This is a genomic window from Mesorhizobium sp. M0217 (genome assembly GCF_040321955.1).
Taxonomy (GTDB): domain Bacteria; phylum Pseudomonadota; class Alphaproteobacteria; order Rhizobiales; family Rhizobiaceae; genus Mesorhizobium.
Genome location: NZ_JAMYSN010000027.1, coordinates 1 through 14,922, shown reverse-complemented (window position 1 = coordinate 14,922; position 14,922 = coordinate 1). Strand labels below are relative to the sequence as shown.

Genomic DNA, 14,922 nt, shown 5'->3' with positions numbered 1-14,922 from the left:
ATCGATATCCCGCCGCGCTGCTCCTTCTTCCCCATTCACTACTCCCTATTCACTACTCACTTCTCTTTCACAGCGCTTCCACGCACAGAGCGACGCCCATGCCGCCGCCGATGCACAGCGTGGCAAGGCCCTTCTTGGCGCCGCGGCGGCGCATCTCGAAAACCAGCGTGTTGAAGACGCGGGCGCCCGACGCGCCGATCGGATGGCCGATGGCGATGGCGCCGCCATTGACGTTGACGATCGACGTATCCCAGCCCATGCCCTTGTTGACGGCGCAGGCCTGCGCGGCGAAGGCTTCATTGGCCTCGACAAGGTCGAGGTCCTTGACCGACCAGCCGGCCTTCTCGAGCGCCCGCTTCGAGGCGGGAATAGGTCCGGTGCCCATGATCGCCGGATCGACGCCGGCCGTCGCCCATGAGGCGATGCGCACCAGCGGGGTGATGCCGCGCCTTGTGGCTTCAGCCTCGCTCATCAGCAGCGCGCCGGCGGCGCCGTCATTGATGCCCGACGCGTTGGCGGCGGTCACGGTGCCGTCCTTGTCGAAAGCCGGCTTCAGCTTGGACATGGCGTCGATGGTGGCGCCGTGGCGGATGTACTCGTCCTGGTCGACGACAGTGTCGCCCTTCCTGCCCTTGATCGTGAAGGCGACGATCTCGTCCTTGAACTTGCCGGCCTTCTGCGCGGCCTCGGCCTTGTTTTGCGAGGCCAGCGCAAACTGGTCCTGGTCGTCGCGGGTGATCTGGAACTGGCGGGCGACGTTCTCGGCGGTGTTGCCCATGTGGTAGCCGTTGAAGGCGTCCCACAACCCGTCCTTGATCATGGTATCGATCATCTTGTAGTCGCCCATCTTGACGCCGGCGCGCAGGTGCTCGGCGTGCGGCGACAGCGACATCGATTCCTGGCCGCCGGCGATGATCACAGTCGCGTCGCCGGCGGCGATCTGCTGCATGCCGAGCGCGATGGCGCGCAGGCCAGAGCCGCAAACCTGGTTGAGCCCCCAGGCGGTGGTCTCCTTGGGCAGGCCGGCATTGATCGACGCCTGGCGGGCGGGGTTCTGGCCCTGCGCGGCGGTCAGCACCTGGCCGAGAATGACCTCGTCGACTTCACCCGGCTCGACGCCGGCGCGCTCCAAAAGCTCCCTGATGACGACGGCGCCAAGTTCATGCGCCGGGGTGGCGGCGAAGGCGCCGTTGAAAGAGCCGACAGCCGTGCGTGCGGCGCTGGCAACGACGATTGAATTGGAAGCGGACATTTTTCTCTCCAGACTTCGAGGTGTCGTGTTCTTGGGGGCTTGTTGGGACTTTTCTTGCCCGTTCCACACCCCAAGTCAAACCGGAAATGGGCATGCCGGCCAAGCGCCGCAAGCAGGGCGTGAGCGGCCGGCGGGATCGCCCAACCTTTGCTGCGCAGCATAATTGGCCGGCCATGCAGCAATAAATGATGCCGCACTGCACAAAGCGCTTGGAATTATAGAGCTTTTGCGCATATCCTTAAAAATGGCGCAATCGTTACCGGCGGCTTACTCAGGCGCGCCGGTGTCCCGGGAGGATGCTGATGGCCGCGAAAGACGACCCTATCATTATCAAGAAATATGCCAATCGCCGGCTCTACAACACCGGCACCAGCACCTATGTGACGCTCGAGGATCTGGCCGAGATGGTCAAGAAGGGCGAGGAGTTCACCGTCCAGGACGCCAAGACCGGTGACGACATTACCCATCCGGTGCTGACGCAGATCATCTTCGAACTGGAGAACAAGGATGGGCAGAACATGCTGCCGATCCCTTTCCTGCGTCAGCTGATCGCTTTCTATGGCGACCAGATGCAGCAGATCGTGCCGAGCTTCCTCGAACAGTCGATGATGGCCTTCTCCAAGGAACAGGAGCGGTTCCGCGAGCAGATGAAGGGCGCGATCGGCAAGTCGCCGCTTGATGTGATGAAGATCGCCACGCCGATCAAGGCGCTGGAAGAGCAGACACGCCGCAACATGGAAATGTTCCAGAACGCGATGCGCCTGTTCACGCCGTTCCCGACCGCCGCCACAAATGCTGCGGCCGCGGCTGCACCCGAGCCGGCCCGCAAGGATGTCCCGGAAAAGAGCGGCGACGACCTTCAGGAACTGAAGCAACAGATCGCCGCCATGCAGCGCAAGCTTGACACCATGTCGTAAGCGACCGCTGCATGATCGAACGCCTCAGTTTGGTGAGGCGGCTTTTACGGGTCGATTTTCAGCTGCCACGGTTCCCAGATATCGTCGGGCTGGCCGTCGAGCGAGCGGTAGAAGGCTTTGGCCGGCGAGTTGGATTTCAGCACCGTCCATTTGATGGCGGAGGCGCCAATGCTCAAAGCGTGTTGGCGAAGCTGTTCAACAAGCGCATGGCCGACCCCCATCCCGCGCGTCGCTTCAGTGACGTAGAGTTCCTTCAGCCAGACAACCGGCTTCAGGTCGTAGGTCCAGGGGATGAGGTAGTGGACGGCGATGCCGACGATCACGCCCTCTCGCTCCGCCACCAACACGCCGCCGGGGCGATGGTCCCAGCCCGTGCTCGAGGAGGTTCGCTTCGGTGACGCGAAGCTTGTCGTCATAACCCTCGAAGACAGCTAGCGCCCGCATGAGGGCGAGCACCGCACCGACATCCTGGCGCTCGAATGGACGAATTCTAACCATGGCCTTCTGCATGCTTGCCCAGTCTTCAAGGCCGACCATTTCGCGTGGCCTCACGCGTGCAAGACACCGGGCTCCTTGCCTGAAGCGAAAGGAAGGTCCTCGTCCTGCCAACCGGTTATGCCGCCGATCATGATCTTCACGGGACGACCGAGGCTGGCCAGCTTGAAGGCCGCCTGATCCGCGCCATTGCAATGCGGTCCCGCGCAATAGACGACGAACAGCGTCTTTTCGGGCCATTGCACCATCCGCCCGGCCGATATTTCGCGGTGCGGCAGATGCAGCGCGCCCGGCACATGGCGGCGTCCATAGGCTTCCGGCGAACCGACCACATGCAGGAGAACAAAGTCCGGCTCTCCGGCACGCAGTGCGGCGGCGACGTCGGAACAGTCGGTCTCGACGGAAAGCCGGCGCAGAAAATGGTCGCGGGCGATATTCGGCGATGCCGCCGGAATGTCTGTCACGTGGCTCATCCTCGTATCTCCATTGCTGATGCGACGGAGAGATAAGACAGGAAGCAGGGCGATTGCAGCTGGCAGCTTTGCCATATATCGTCAAGATCATGCCATCCTCTGCCAATCCGCGCCCTGCCAACCCTCTTGTCGTTGCCGTTGCCTATGACGGGCTGTGCACGTTCGAGTTTGGCGTGGCGGTTGAGATCTTCGCCTTGCCCCGGCCGGAAATGGGTGAGGATTGGTACCGTTTTGCCGTTGCCGGGATCGATGGCGGTGAAATGCGCGCGCTGGGCGGCGTGCGTATTGTTGCCGACGGCGGGATCGATCTGATCGGCCAGGCCGGCACGGTGATCGTGCCGGGATGGCGCGGGTCGGAGGCTCCGGTGCCGCCGGCGCTGATCGAGGCGCTTCGAAAGGCACACGAGCGCGGCTCTCGCATTCTTTCGATCTGTTCGGGCGTGTTCGTGCTTGCCGCCGCCGGCCTGCTTGCGGGCAAAAGAGCGACCACGCATTGGCGCTACAGCGAGAAGCTGACGGAGATGTACCCCGACATCACCGTGATTCCGGACGTTTTGTACATCGATGAGGGCAATGTGCTGACATCGGCAGGCAGTGCCGCGGGCATCGACCTCTGCCTGCATCTGGTCCGGCGCGACTTTGGCACCAAGGCGGCAAACATGGTGGCGCGTCGCCTGGTGGTGCCGCCGCATCGCGACGGCGGCCAGGCGCAGTATGTCGAGAGTTCCGTACCCGAGCCACATGAGCGCAGCCGGCTTGGACCGTTGATCGACAGGATGCGCGCCGATATTGCCGCCGACTATCCCGTCGCCATCTTGGCCGAGCTTGCCGGGATGAGCGAGCGGACATTCCTGCGCCGGTTCGCGGCCGCGACCGGTGTCACGCCGGCGCGCTGGCTGCTGTCGGAACGACTTTCGCGGGCGCGCACGCTGCTGGAAGACACCGCCATGCCGATCGAACGGATTGCCGAGACCGCCGGCTTTGGCGCGGCAGGCACGCTGCGGCATCACTTCCGCCGGCAATTCGCCACGACGCCTGTCGCTTATCGTGCGCGGTTCGGGAACACGGCCAGGTCGGCCTGACGCATATCACCAGAAGGCAATGCGCGGTCAGGTCATGGATCCGACATAGCGGCCACGCGGCCTGATGATGCTGCCGCTAATGATCTGTTCGACCATATGCGCGGCCCAGCCGACGCTGCGTCCAAGCGCGAATAGCTGGAACGGTGCATCGCGCGGCAAGCCAAGGCCGCGCGTCAGAGCGGCCAAGGCAAAGTCGATGTTGGGGTGCGCGCCGGTCGCCGCCATGGCGGCTTTTTGCAACTGTTGCAGTGTCTCGTCGACAGGGATGACTGCCAGAAGTGCGGTGGCACGGGGATCGCCGTCGGGATAGAGCGGATGGCCGAACGCCGGCAAGGGCCGATCATGGCCGAGCCAGCGCCGGATCGCCGCATCCGCGCCGTGGGCTGCTGCATCTTCAGCCAGTTGCATCACCGCTTCGCCGGCACCACCGTGGCGCGGGCCGGACAGCGTTGCCAGGCCGGCCAGCAGGCATGCGGCAGGCGAGGCGCCTGTGGACGCTGCGACGCGGGCGGCGAAGGTCGATGCGTTGAGTTCATGATCGGCGAGCAGGACGAGGGCGCAGCGGATCGCTTCCGCGCCGGCATCATTCACCGACCAGCCCTGCGCCAGGCGCTTATGGACGGGCGCTGTGCCGGTTCCGGCGCCCAGCGACTGCGCCAGCGCTGCGACTGTGTGCGCGGCTTCGGTGCACAGCGAGGCGGCGCTGCGCCCGAGCGAAGGCCGCCCCTGGCCGGCAAGCATGGCAAGCTGCGCAAAGGCCGAGGCGCGGCCGACTGGATGAGGCGCTTCAGGTGACGGAGCTTTGAACGTCACTGGTTCGGCCGAGGCCCACAGCAGAGCGGCGGTTTCCTCCAGCGTCGCCGATTTGGAGAGCGCAACGGCGTCTTGCCCTCGGTAGATGAGGCGCCCGTGCAGAACGGTCGAAATTGCTGTTGCGATCGAGGGTTCGCCCCAGGCGATCGCACTCTCGGCGATGGCCGAGGGACTGCGGCCCCGCGCCCGGCGGGTCGCCAATGCCGCGATGTCGTCGGCGCGGTACTGGCTGCGGCGCGGGTCGCTCTCATCCGGCCGCATGCCGATGCGGCCACGGCTGACATAGGCGTAGAGCGTCTGCGGCCGGACCTTGAGCCTTTCCAGCGCCTCTTCCCGCGACAGCCATTCGGACATTTTAGCTCACATATTGATTATATTGATCAAGATTGATCAAGGCGCAGCCCAACCCTTATCTCCCATGCAGAAAAGCTGCAAGGAGATGAGATATGGCGAACGGGCTCGATGATGTGGTGGCGGCGGAGACCGTGCTCTCCGATGTCGATGGCCTTGGCGGCCGCCTGACGATCCGCGGTCATTCGCTGCCGGAATTGGCGGGACGCTGGCGCTATGCGCAAGTGGTTCGCCTGTTGCTCGACGGCTTCTTCGACGGCCTTCCCGGCGATGCCGAACTGGCAGCGAGGCTGGGCAAGGCTCGCGTCGAGGTGTTCGAGCGGCTTGCGCCCTCGCTGCCGCTGCTCGCACCGCTTGGGATCTATAGCGCCATGCGCGCCGGCATGGCGCTGCTGCCGGATGGCGAGGCACTGACGGACGCCTTGCGGCTGATCGCGGCGCCCGCCGTGCTGACGCCGGCTCTGCTGCGGCTGGCGCGCGGCGAGCAGCCGACCGCACCTGACGCGAAGGCCGATCATGCCGCCGACATGCTGAGGATGCTCGAGGGATCCGTCCCGTCGCCGGCGCTGGCAAGGGCACTCGACACCTATCTGGTCACCGTGTGCGATCACGGCCTCAACGCCTCGACCTTCGCCACCCGCGTCGTCGCATCGACGCTGGCCGGTCTGACATCGTCGGTGCTGGCCGGGCTCGGCGCGCTCAAGGGGCCCCTGCACGGCGGCGCGCCCGGCCCGGTGATCGAGATGCTCGATGCGATCCAGGCGCATGGCGACGCGGCCGGTTGGCTGCGCGAGAAGGTCGCGCATGGCGAGCGCATCATGGGTTTCGGCCATCGTATTTACCGCGTGCGCGATCCGCGCGCCGATGTGCTGAAGGGGGTGGTGCGGCAGCTCGGCAGCGAAGGCGAAGCCGGCCGCCGGCTGGCCTTCGCCGAACAGGTCGAGCAGACGGCGCTCGAAGTGCTGCGGATCGCCAAGCCGCAACGCTCGCTGCAGACCAATGTCGAGTTTTACACAGCGCTTGTGCTTGAGGCGGCGGGCTTTCCGCCACAGGCGTTCAGCAATGTCTTTGCCGCCGGACGTGTCGCCGGCTGGATCGCGCATGCGCGCGAACAGCAGACGACAGGGCGGCTGATCCGTCCACAGTCGCGCTATGTCGGGCCGGTGCCGAAGCTTGTCGCTTGAGGTTTTTGCGAAGAGGACCCCACCCTAGCTTGCCGGGGCGAGCCACGGGTCTCGCCCGTCCTTCGGACCCCCACAAGGGGGGAGGGAAGCTGCCGCGCGCCGCCGAAACGTCGGTGGTTTGCTGAGATCAGCGTCTACCAAGTCTCCCTCCCCCTTGTGGGGAGGGATCAAGGGTGGGGGTATTCGTAGGGCGAAGACCTGGGCGTGGAGGACCATTCCCCATGACCAAAATTTCATGTGATCACGCGACCGTGTTCGTGTTCTTGCCTTCGTCATTCCTTATATGCTGCGCTGCAACATAAGTCCGCTGCAGTCGAACCGCCCGATTCCCGGGCGGGACGAAGCAGCAGCGACCAAACCGAACAGGAACGCCATGACCAAAAACGGCAAGGCGGAGGAAACGAAGAAGATCAACATCGCGCTGCAGGGCGGCGGCTCGCACGGGGCCTTCTCCTGGGGCGTGCTCGACCGGCTGCTGGAGGATGGCAGGCTCGACATTTCAGCCGTGTCCGGCACCAGCGCCGGCGCGATGAATGCGGTGGCGCTGGCCGATGGTTTTGTGCGCGGCGGCGTCGAGGGTGCACGGCAGAAGCTCGACGACTTCTGGCGCGCGGTGGCGGCCAAGGGCCGCTTCAGCCCGGTGCAGCGCATGCCGTGGGACGTCGCCTGGGGCAACTGGTCGATCGAAAACACCCCCGGCTATTTCTTCTTCGACACCATGTCGCGGGTGTTTTCGCCCTATGTCGCCAATCCGCTGGGCTTGAACCCGCTGCGTGACGTGGTCGAGCAGGAGATCGATTTCAAAAATGTCCACGCCTGCAAGTCGATGGAGCTGTTCATTTCGGCGACCAATGTCGAGACCGGCCAGCTGCGCGTCTTTTCCGACGGCGAGATCGACCTCGACACGGTGATGGCCTCGGCCTGCCTGCCGCAATTGTTCCGCGCCGTCGAGATCAAGGGCGTGCCCTATTGGGATGGCGGCTATGGCGGCAATCCGGCACTGTTTCCGTTCTTCAAGACGGCGGCGACGGAGGATGTGCTGCTGGTGCAGATCAATCCGGTGGTGCGCGAGGGCACGCCGAAAAGCGCCAACGAAATCCAGAACCGCATCGACGAGATCACCTTCAATGCCGGGCTGCTGAACGAATTCCGCTCGATCGCCTTCGTCAAGGAGCTGATCGCCGCCGGCCGGCTGCCGCCTGGCGAATACCGCGACATCCGCATGCACCGCATCGATGCCGACGAAGCGTTCAAGGATCTGTCGGCGTCATCCAAGGTCAACGCCGAATGGGCTTTTTTGACCTATTTGCGCGACCTTGGCCGCATAGCGGCGAGCGACTGGCTGGAGGAGAATTACGACGCCGTCGGCAAGCGGCCGACGCTCGATCTTTCCGGCGAACTAGATGACGGCTTCAAACCGGTGCGCGGGCCGGCACCGGGACGGCGGGTGAAGGAATTTCTCGCCGCCCGCAAGAAGCCGGACGCGGAACGCCGGCGGGCCTGAGTCCGCCCGGATCGATCAAGACGATCAGCGAAGTGTTCGGAAATCGGAGTAGCGCCGATGACTTTCCGTCCCGGAACAACCGTTGCGTGTGACGGTATACAAAATCATACTGACGCCTACTGCCATTCAAGTCGCGACGACGCAGGGCGCGCCCACATTTGAGCGTCAAAAACTGGTGCGGGCACAGGGGATGTCAGTGCCCAAAACGCCTTGAAAACAAAGCGCCTCCAACATCCGTATGGTTCCGAGACTGTGGTTCCGCCGCCTGACGGGGCGCCGATAAAACCGTTTCCGTTGGCCACACTACGCCTGCCTTGCGCAATGCCCCTGCAACTTTTCGACTGTATTGCGATGCAACTTTGATGTAGAAGCGCGGCTTCGCCGTTCACGGCAAATTGAACACGGCCTGGCGCGCACCCATATCGGCGACGCGCCCGAGTTGGAAGACACGGTAGCTGTTAGACGACGGACACCCTGTTGGATAACGACTTGGCCGAACCCCGCAGTGGAAAAAAATGATGCCGAAGATCAGGTTTCACAAGCTTGCCGCTATTGTTGTGCTCATCGGCTTCGCGGCCTGGATGGGAACAGGCGCGTTCTCGTCCGTCGGCAGCGCCGCTGTCGAAGGTGCTGGCAAGGCAGGCGATCAGGCCAAGCCGGGCGATCAGGCCAAGGCGCCGGATGCAGCCAAGGCGGCCGAGGCCGAACCGAAGGCGCCGCTGCGCACCGTCGCGGTGGTGACGCCGCCGCGCAAGACCTATGCCCGCGCCATCCGCATTTCCGGGCTGACCGAGGCCGACAAGCGCGCCGTGCTGGCGACGCGCGTCGCCGGCGTCATCGAAAAGCTGCCGGTCAAGCAGGGCGATCACGTCAAGACCGGCGATCTGGTGCTGATGCTTGCGGCGGAAGAAAAGATCTCGATGGTCGACAATGCCAAGCAGCTCGTCGTGCAGCGCCAGGCTGAACTCGACGCATCGCTGCGGCTCATGAAGACCGGCAATCTGCCCAAGCTGCAGCTCGACACGGCGCGTTCGAATCTGACCGCTGCGCAGTCGCAGCTGGAAACGGCGCAGGCCGAACTCGAGCGCAATCTGGTCAAGGCGCCCTTCGACGGCGTCATCGACCGGGTGCCGGTGGAGCTCGGCAGTTCCATCATGCAGGGCGGCGAGGTGGCAACCATCCTCAAGCTCGATCCGGTGATTGCGCGCGGCGAAGTCAGCGAACGCGACCTCGGCTATCTCAAGCTTGGCGACAAGGCCACTGTCCGGCTGGTCAGCGGCCAGACCGTCGAAGGCACCGTGCGCTACATCAGCCGCGACGCCTCGTCGGCCACCCGAACCTTCCGCGTCGAGATCGCCGTCCCCAATGCCGACGGCTCGGTGCCGGCCGGCATGACGGCAGAGATTGCGCTCAGCGCGCAGCCGACCGACGCCGTCATGTTGCCGCGCTCCGTGGTGACGCTGGGCGACAAGGGAGACCTCGGCATCCGCGCCGTCGACAAGGACAACAAGGTGGTATTCTTCCCGATCGACCTCGTTGACGACTCGCCGAAGGGCCTCGTGCTTGGCGGCATTCCCGCCGATGCCCGCGTCATCGTCGCCGGCCAGGAACTCGTGAAGGAAGGCGACGTAGTCAAGCCGGTCGAGGCCGACCAGGCGACCATCCAGAAACTGTTGGGCGAAGCGACAACGCAGTAGCGCCGGGTGGCCCCGGACGGGGGCAACCGGCCGCAATGCGGCTCCTGAAATTTTGAGAACAGGCCATGGATATCGTCAAACTCGCGATCAACAATGCCCGGCTGACCATTGCGGTGCTGGTGTTCCTGCTGCTGGCGGGCTGGGTCGCCTATCAGTCGACGCCGAAGGAAGCGGAACCCGACGTTCCTACCCCTTATGTTTATATAAATGTTGCCTATCAAGGCATCGCGCCCGAAGACGCTGAAAGACTTCTGCTTAGGCCTCTGGAGGCAAAGCTTAAGAGTCTCAAGGGGTTAAAGGAGATGAAATCATCCGCCTATCAGGGCGGTGCCTTTGTCTTCCTTGAGTTTCTGCCGTCTATAAAAGTCGACACCGCGGTGACTGATACACGCTCGAAGGTTCAGGACGCGAAGGCTGACCTGCCCCAAGCGGCAGAAGAACCGGTTGTTACCGAGGTCAACATTTCCGAGTTTCCCGTCCTGGTCGTCACGCTGTCCGGCGATGTGCCCGAGCGTGTGCTTACGGCGGCGGCGCGCGAACTGCGCGACCGCATCGAGGAAGTCCCGGGCGTTCTTGAGGGCACCATACAAGGCGCGCGCGACGATCTCGTCGAGGTCGTCATCGACCCGATGAAGCTGTCCTCCTACGGCCTGCAGCTCGACCAGTTGATCGGCGCGGTCGGCGCTTCCAACAGCCTGGTCGCCGCCGGCAATATCGAGGGTTCGGAAGGCAAATACGCGGTCAAGGTGCCGTCGCTGATCGAGACACCCGAGGATGTCGCGTCCTTGCCGGTGGTCGCCGGCCCCAATGCCGTCGTGCAGGCGAAGGACATCGCCACGGTGCGTTCGACCTTCGCCGACGCCGAGACCATCACTCGCCTCAACGGCAAGCCGGCCATCGCCATCGAAGTCAAGAAGCGCATCGGCGCCAACCTGATCGACACGCTGGCCAAGGTGCGGGAAGTGTCCGACGCCTACGTCAAGACGATGCCGGAAGGCATGAACATCACCTACACGCAGGACAAGTCTGTCTTCGTCAACCAGCTGCTGGGCGACCTGCAGAACCACGTGATGATCGCCGTCATCCTGGTGTTCATCGTCATCCTCTATGCGCTGTCGGGCCGCGCCTCGCTGCTGATCGGGCTTGCCATTCCGTCATCCTTCCTGATCGGCATCCTGCTGCTTGCGATGATGGGCTACACGATCAACATGATCGTGCTGTTCAGCCTTATCCTGGCGGTCGGCATGCTGGTCGACGACGCCATCATCGTCACCGAATTTGCCGAACGGCGCATGGGCGAAGGCATGCCGAAGGCGGAAGCCTTCACGCTGGCCGCCAAGCGCATGGCCGGTCCGGTCATCGCCGCGACCATGACCCGCATCGCGGCGTTTTCGCCGCTGCTGTTCTGGCCCGGCATCATCGGCGACTTCATGAAATACATGCCGATCACGCTGATCGTCACGCTGTCGGCCTCGATGCTTTATGCGCTGGTGTTCGCGCCGACGCTGGGCGCGCTTTTCGCCAAGGCGCCGGAGCATCACGAGGAACACAATCGCGACGGCTGGTACATGGCGCTGGTCAAACAGGCGGTGCGCTTCCCCATCACCGTGCTGGTGCTCACCGCCGTGCTGATCACCGGCGTCGGCTTCGCCTATTCGAAATATGGCGCCGGCGTCGAGTTCTTCCCCAGCGTCGAGCCCGATTACGGCCTGCTCTATGTGCATGCCCGCGGCAATCTCTCGCTGGCCGAAATGGACACGGCGACCAGGATCGCCGAAAACCGGCTGCTTGGCTGGCCTGGCGTCAAATCGGTCTATACCCGCGTCGGCAAGACGCAGGGCGGCGGACAGGACGTGCCGGAGGACGTCGTCGGCGTCATCCAGTATGAGTTCATCGACTGGCGCGAGCGCAAATCGGCGAACAACATCCTGGATGAGCTGCGCACCGTCATGGCCGGCATTCCCGGCGTCGATGTCGAAGTGCGCGTGCCGGAGGCCGGTCCTCCCACGGGCAAGGCGGTGCAGCTGCGGCTTTCGGCCATCGACCCCAAAGGGCTCGACGACCAGGCCCGCGCGGTTGCGGCGCGCATTGCCAAGGTGCCCGGTGTCATCGACGTTTCCGACGGCCTGCCGCCGCCCGGCGTCGACTGGGCGCTCGAGGTCGACCGCGCCAAGGCGGCGCAATACGGTATCAGCCCGACCGCCGTCGGCACGGTGGTGCAACTGGTGACCAACGGGTTGAAGCTGTCCGAGTACAGGCCTGCCGGCGCCGACGATGCCGTCGACATCAGGCTGCGGCTGCCTGAAGACCGCCGCACGCTGTCGACGCTCGACGAGCTCCGGGTGCAGACTGCGCAAGGCTCGGTGCCGATCTCCAACTTCGTCGTGCGCAAGCCGGAGCCGACCGTCGGCATCCTCAACCGCATCGATGGCGCCCGCACAGTGGTCGTCCAGGCCAACGTCGCCGCCGGTAACCAGGTTGCGGCGGTGCAGGCGGAGGTGACCAAGGCGGTCACCGACATGAAGCTCGACAACGGCATACGCTGGAAGCTGGCGGGGTCGAACGAGGACAGCGCCGAAGCCAGCGCCTTCCTCGGCAAGGCCTTCGGCGCGGCGATCTTCCTGATCTTCCTGGTGCTCTTGATGCAGTTCAACAAGTTCACCAGCGTGCTTCTGGTGCTGTCCTGCGTGGTCATGGCGACGATCGGTGTGTTCCTGGGGCTGCTCCTGACCGGCGAGGCCTTCGGCATCGTCATGTCGGGCATCGGCGTCATCGCGCTGGCCGGCGTGGTGGTGAACAACAACATCGTGCTCATCGACACCTATGACCGGCTGCGCGAAGAGGGCTGGGACAAGATGGAGGCGGTGCTGCAGACCTGCCGCGAGCGCGCCCGCCCGGTGGTGCTGACGGCGGTATCGGCCATCCTCGGCGTGCTGCCGATCGCCTTTGGTCTCGGGCTGGAAATCTTCCATCACGAGACGACGATCAACGCGCCGTCGACGCAATGGTGGATTTCGCTGTCCTCGGCCATCGTCTTCGGCCTGTCCTTCGCCACGCTGCTGACGCTGGTGGTGACGCCGTCCATGCTGATGATCTTCACGCGCAGCAAGAACAGCCGCTTCTACGCGTTCTTCCGCCGGCTGTTCGGCCGCGACAAGAAGCCCGATGCGCCTATGGGGCCGAGACCGGGTCCGCTCGACGAGCCGGCAATCGCCTTCCCGAAAGCCGCGGAATAGCTGCATTCGACCAGTCAGACAAAAGGCCGTCCGGAACAACCGGGCGGCCTTTTGCATTGTCCCCTCGTATCCGACCAGCAAGGCGAGGGACTCTTAATGACCGTCAGCACCATCCTCATCATTGTCTTGATCCTGATCCTGATCGGCGCCGTACCGGCCTGGCCGCATTCGCGCTCCTGGGGCTATGGGCCATCGGGCATCGTCGGCATTGTGCTGGTGGTGCTGCTGATCCTGGTGCTGATGGGCAGGGTTTGATTGGGGCAAGAGACCTCTGCGATCAGCGGGTCCTCGCCCGATGAAGTGCTGGCAATAGGCATACGGCGGCGCCCGCCCCCACTCCGTCCGCTTCGCGGCCACCTCTCCCACATGTCCATGGGAGAGAGGAAATGCCAAGCTTTTCAAGGCAGCGATCTTGGCGATTAGCATTTCCTCTCCCCCACGAATGTGGGGGTAGAGGTGGCTGGGCGAAGCCGAGACGGAGCGGGGGAGCTCCATATGCGATTGGCCCGAAATCGAGATGACGAGCACACGCTGTGCCCCCCTTGGCCACCCCGCCCCCTTGCGTATACGCTGCCCGCACCATAATCGCCGAGGGAGCCATCAAGGTGAACACCGCCAACCCGCCAAGGCCGCTCGCCGAGATCGCCAGCTATCACGCCCACATCTACTATGACGGCCAAGCCGAGCGGCAACACGCCGAATGGCTGCGCCTGCGCATCGGCGAACGTTTTCGCGTGCGCCTGGGCAACTGGCGCGACGAGCCGGTCGGCCCGCACGAGCAGGCCATGTACCAGGTCTCCTTCGCCACCGAGATCTTCGCCATGCTGGTCCCATGGCTGATGCTGAACCACGGCGGCCTGAGCATTCTCATCCACCCCAACACCACCAACCCCAAACGCGACCATCTCGTCGATCCGATCTGGATCGGCCGGCCGCTGGGGGTGCATGGGGAGGTGCTCGGCGAGGAAGATGAGGCGGAAGAGGCGCTGGAGGTGAATACGGAGCCGACGTTGGGGGCGTAGGGAGGCGTTCTGCAAAGTAGAGACTTGGCCTTGGAGACGCGTTCACCAGTAGCCTAGCTCAGGCATGCCTCAGGTCTTTGAGCTGGCCCCAGCGGAATCCCAAAGGCAGAAATTCGAGCGTACAGGCGGACCGGCACGATCCACCCCAGAAAAGTACGCCCAGCAGTCATTAGCGATGAGTGCAATCTCCAGCCGCAGAGTCGGCGAGCTGGTGGGCATGGCGTCAAAGCAGCGGGGGTAAGGTGGTCGCGGAAGCGCTACCGCCTTTCCCCGACAGGTCGGCGGCTCGGCCCTCAACGGGATGAACGTCCGCCAAATCTTGTCGACCGGCCTGGCCGCACTGCCTGAAAACGCCAACGGCGTTTCCCTTCAATGCTTCGCATCCCTACGCCGGCGGCAATCTTGCGCAGATATGGTCGCAAACGTCACTGCGGAAGGAAGTGGCCGCGTACTTGCTACCCGCCTGTACAACATGACCAACGATCCCGGCATGAAGGACATCGTGTCCTTCCTTATTGCGCGCGACACCATGCACCCACAGCAGTGGCTCACGGCCATTGAAGACATGGGCGGACTTAACGCGTTTCTGCCGGTCCCAACTCCTTCCCGTGTGTATCAGGACGTATCCTATGCCTTCATCAATTGCTTCGTCGAAGGTATCGAACCAGCGCGGGGCCGTTGGAGGATGGACCGTCGATGGACGGCAAGGGAGAGTTCTCCCTGGTCGCCGGTACGCCGAGGCGGGGCCGCCGAATAGGCAAAGATTGCAATACAGGAGGCAGCCGGCACTCGGCTCCTGCCCACGAGGGACAGGGCAACTCACTGGTGACTGGGTGCGTGCCTGACGAAGCTCTTCGTTTCGGCTGAGATAAATGCTCTCACTTACGGAACATCGC

13 protein-coding genes are annotated in these 14,922 nt (G+C 63.9%); 9 read left to right on the top strand and 4 right to left on the bottom strand.

All coding sequences use genetic code 11. The annotated features are described in order from the left end of the window. Positions 1-67: 67 nt before the first annotated feature. Positions 68-1,252: an acetyl-CoA C-acetyltransferase gene (locus tag NKJ18_RS27700; RefSeq protein ID WP_352760753.1), complete on the bottom strand. Its 1,185-nt coding sequence runs from the start codon at positions 1,250-1,252 to the stop codon at positions 68-70. 302 nt (positions 1,253-1,554) lie between these two features. On the opposite strand from NKJ18_RS27700, the gene phaR reads away from it, so the two are divergent. After that, positions 1,555-2,169, top strand: a complete 615-nt coding sequence (gene phaR / locus NKJ18_RS27695; protein ID WP_023685813.1) for a polyhydroxyalkanoate synthesis repressor PhaR — start codon at positions 1,555-1,557, stop codon at positions 2,167-2,169. A 44-nt stretch (positions 2,170-2,213) separates the two neighbouring features. Here the strand turns inward: phaR and NKJ18_RS27690 are convergent, their stop codons facing one another. Beyond that, positions 2,214-2,585, bottom strand: coding sequence for a GNAT family N-acetyltransferase (locus tag NKJ18_RS27690; RefSeq protein WP_352760750.1), 372 nt, complete (start codon positions 2,583-2,585; stop codon positions 2,214-2,216). Positions 2,586-2,717: 132 nt separating this feature from the next. Next, positions 2,718-3,137 (bottom strand): rhodanese-like domain-containing protein, encoded by a 420-nt coding sequence (locus NKJ18_RS27685; protein WP_352760748.1) that lies wholly within the window; start codon positions 3,135-3,137, stop codon positions 2,718-2,720. Between the two features lie 89 nt (positions 3,138-3,226). Here NKJ18_RS27685 and ftrA point away from each other — a divergent pair, with 89 nt between their 5' ends. Beyond that, positions 3,227-4,219 carry a transcriptional regulator FtrA gene (gene ftrA, locus NKJ18_RS27680; RefSeq protein ID WP_502906183.1) on the top strand — a complete coding sequence of 331 codons (993 nt, stop codon included), beginning with the start codon at positions 3,227-3,229 and terminating at the stop codon, positions 4,217-4,219. A gap of 27 nt (positions 4,220-4,246) precedes the next feature. On the opposite strand, the gene NKJ18_RS27675 is transcribed toward ftrA, so the two are convergent. After that, the gene (locus NKJ18_RS27675; protein WP_352760745.1) at positions 4,247-5,386 is read right to left on the bottom strand and encodes a citrate/2-methylcitrate synthase; all 1,140 of its coding nucleotides are present in this window, start codon (positions 5,384-5,386) and stop codon (positions 4,247-4,249) included. A 92-nt stretch (positions 5,387-5,478) separates the two neighbouring features. Here NKJ18_RS27675 and NKJ18_RS27670 point away from each other — a divergent pair, with 92 nt between their 5' ends. The 7 genes from NKJ18_RS27670 (at position 5,479) to NKJ18_RS27640 (ending at position 14,783) form a co-directional block, all read left to right on the top strand. Continuing rightward, the gene (locus NKJ18_RS27670; RefSeq protein WP_352760742.1) at positions 5,479-6,567 is read left to right on the top strand and encodes a citrate synthase/methylcitrate synthase; all 1,089 of its coding nucleotides are present in this window, start codon (positions 5,479-5,481) and stop codon (positions 6,565-6,567) included. Positions 6,568-6,940: 373 nt separating this feature from the next. Continuing rightward, positions 6,941-8,071, top strand: coding sequence for a patatin-like phospholipase family protein (locus NKJ18_RS27665; protein ID WP_023825035.1), 1,131 nt, complete (start codon positions 6,941-6,943; stop codon positions 8,069-8,071). Between the two features lie 518 nt (positions 8,072-8,589). Beyond that, entirely contained in the window at positions 8,590-9,768 is a 1,179-nt protein-coding gene (locus NKJ18_RS27660) for an efflux RND transporter periplasmic adaptor subunit (protein ID WP_023715055.1), read from the top strand. A gap of 65 nt (positions 9,769-9,833) precedes the next feature. Beyond that, positions 9,834-13,004 (top strand): efflux RND transporter permease subunit, encoded by a 3,171-nt coding sequence (locus NKJ18_RS27655; protein ID WP_352760739.1) that lies wholly within the window; start codon positions 9,834-9,836, stop codon positions 13,002-13,004. Between the two features lie 96 nt (positions 13,005-13,100). Beyond that, positions 13,101-13,259 (top strand): DUF3309 family protein, encoded by a 159-nt coding sequence (locus tag NKJ18_RS27650; protein WP_023673853.1) that lies wholly within the window; start codon positions 13,101-13,103, stop codon positions 13,257-13,259. Positions 13,260-13,609: 350 nt separating this feature from the next. Further along, positions 13,610-14,026 carry a DOPA 4,5-dioxygenase family protein gene (locus NKJ18_RS27645; protein WP_352760737.1) on the top strand — a complete coding sequence of 139 codons (417 nt, stop codon included), beginning with the start codon at positions 13,610-13,612 and terminating at the stop codon, positions 14,024-14,026. Between the two features lie 301 nt (positions 14,027-14,327). Then, positions 14,328-14,783, top strand: a complete 456-nt coding sequence (locus NKJ18_RS27640) for a manganese catalase family protein (RefSeq protein ID WP_081725537.1) — start codon at positions 14,328-14,330, stop codon at positions 14,781-14,783. Positions 14,784-14,922 lie beyond the last annotated feature (139 nt).

Excerpts from the sequence above, each read along its gene's own strand:
- NKJ18_RS27640 (WP_081725537.1), top strand. The coding sequence starts at position 14,328 with ATGAACGTCCGCCAAATCTTGTCGACCGGCCTGGCCGCACTGCCTGAA.
- NKJ18_RS27685 (WP_352760748.1), bottom strand. The coding sequence starts at position 3,137 with ATGAGCCACGTGACAGACATTCCGGCGGCATCGCCGAATATCGCCCGC.
- NKJ18_RS27690 (WP_352760750.1), bottom strand. The coding sequence starts at position 2,585 with ATGACGACAAGCTTCGCGTCACCGAAGCGAACCTCCTCGAGCACGGGC.
- NKJ18_RS27675 (WP_352760745.1), bottom strand. The coding sequence starts at position 5,386 with ATGTCCGAATGGCTGTCGCGGGAAGAGGCGCTGGAAAGGCTCAAGGTC.
- phaR (WP_023685813.1), top strand. The coding sequence starts at position 1,555 with ATGGCCGCGAAAGACGACCCTATCATTATCAAGAAATATGCCAATCGC.
- NKJ18_RS27655 (WP_352760739.1), top strand. The coding sequence starts at position 9,834 with ATGGATATCGTCAAACTCGCGATCAACAATGCCCGGCTGACCATTGCG.
- NKJ18_RS27660 (WP_023715055.1), top strand. The coding sequence starts at position 8,590 with ATGCCGAAGATCAGGTTTCACAAGCTTGCCGCTATTGTTGTGCTCATC.
- NKJ18_RS27650 (WP_023673853.1), top strand. The coding sequence starts at position 13,101 with ATGACCGTCAGCACCATCCTCATCATTGTCTTGATCCTGATCCTGATC.
- ftrA (WP_502906183.1), top strand. The coding sequence starts at position 3,227 with ATGCCATCCTCTGCCAATCCGCGCCCTGCCAACCCTCTTGTCGTTGCC.
- NKJ18_RS27700 (WP_352760753.1), bottom strand. The coding sequence starts at position 1,252 with ATGTCCGCTTCCAATTCAATCGTCGTTGCCAGCGCCGCACGCACGGCT.
- NKJ18_RS27670 (WP_352760742.1), top strand. The coding sequence starts at position 5,479 with ATGGCGAACGGGCTCGATGATGTGGTGGCGGCGGAGACCGTGCTCTCC.
- NKJ18_RS27665 (WP_023825035.1), top strand. The coding sequence starts at position 6,941 with ATGACCAAAAACGGCAAGGCGGAGGAAACGAAGAAGATCAACATCGCG.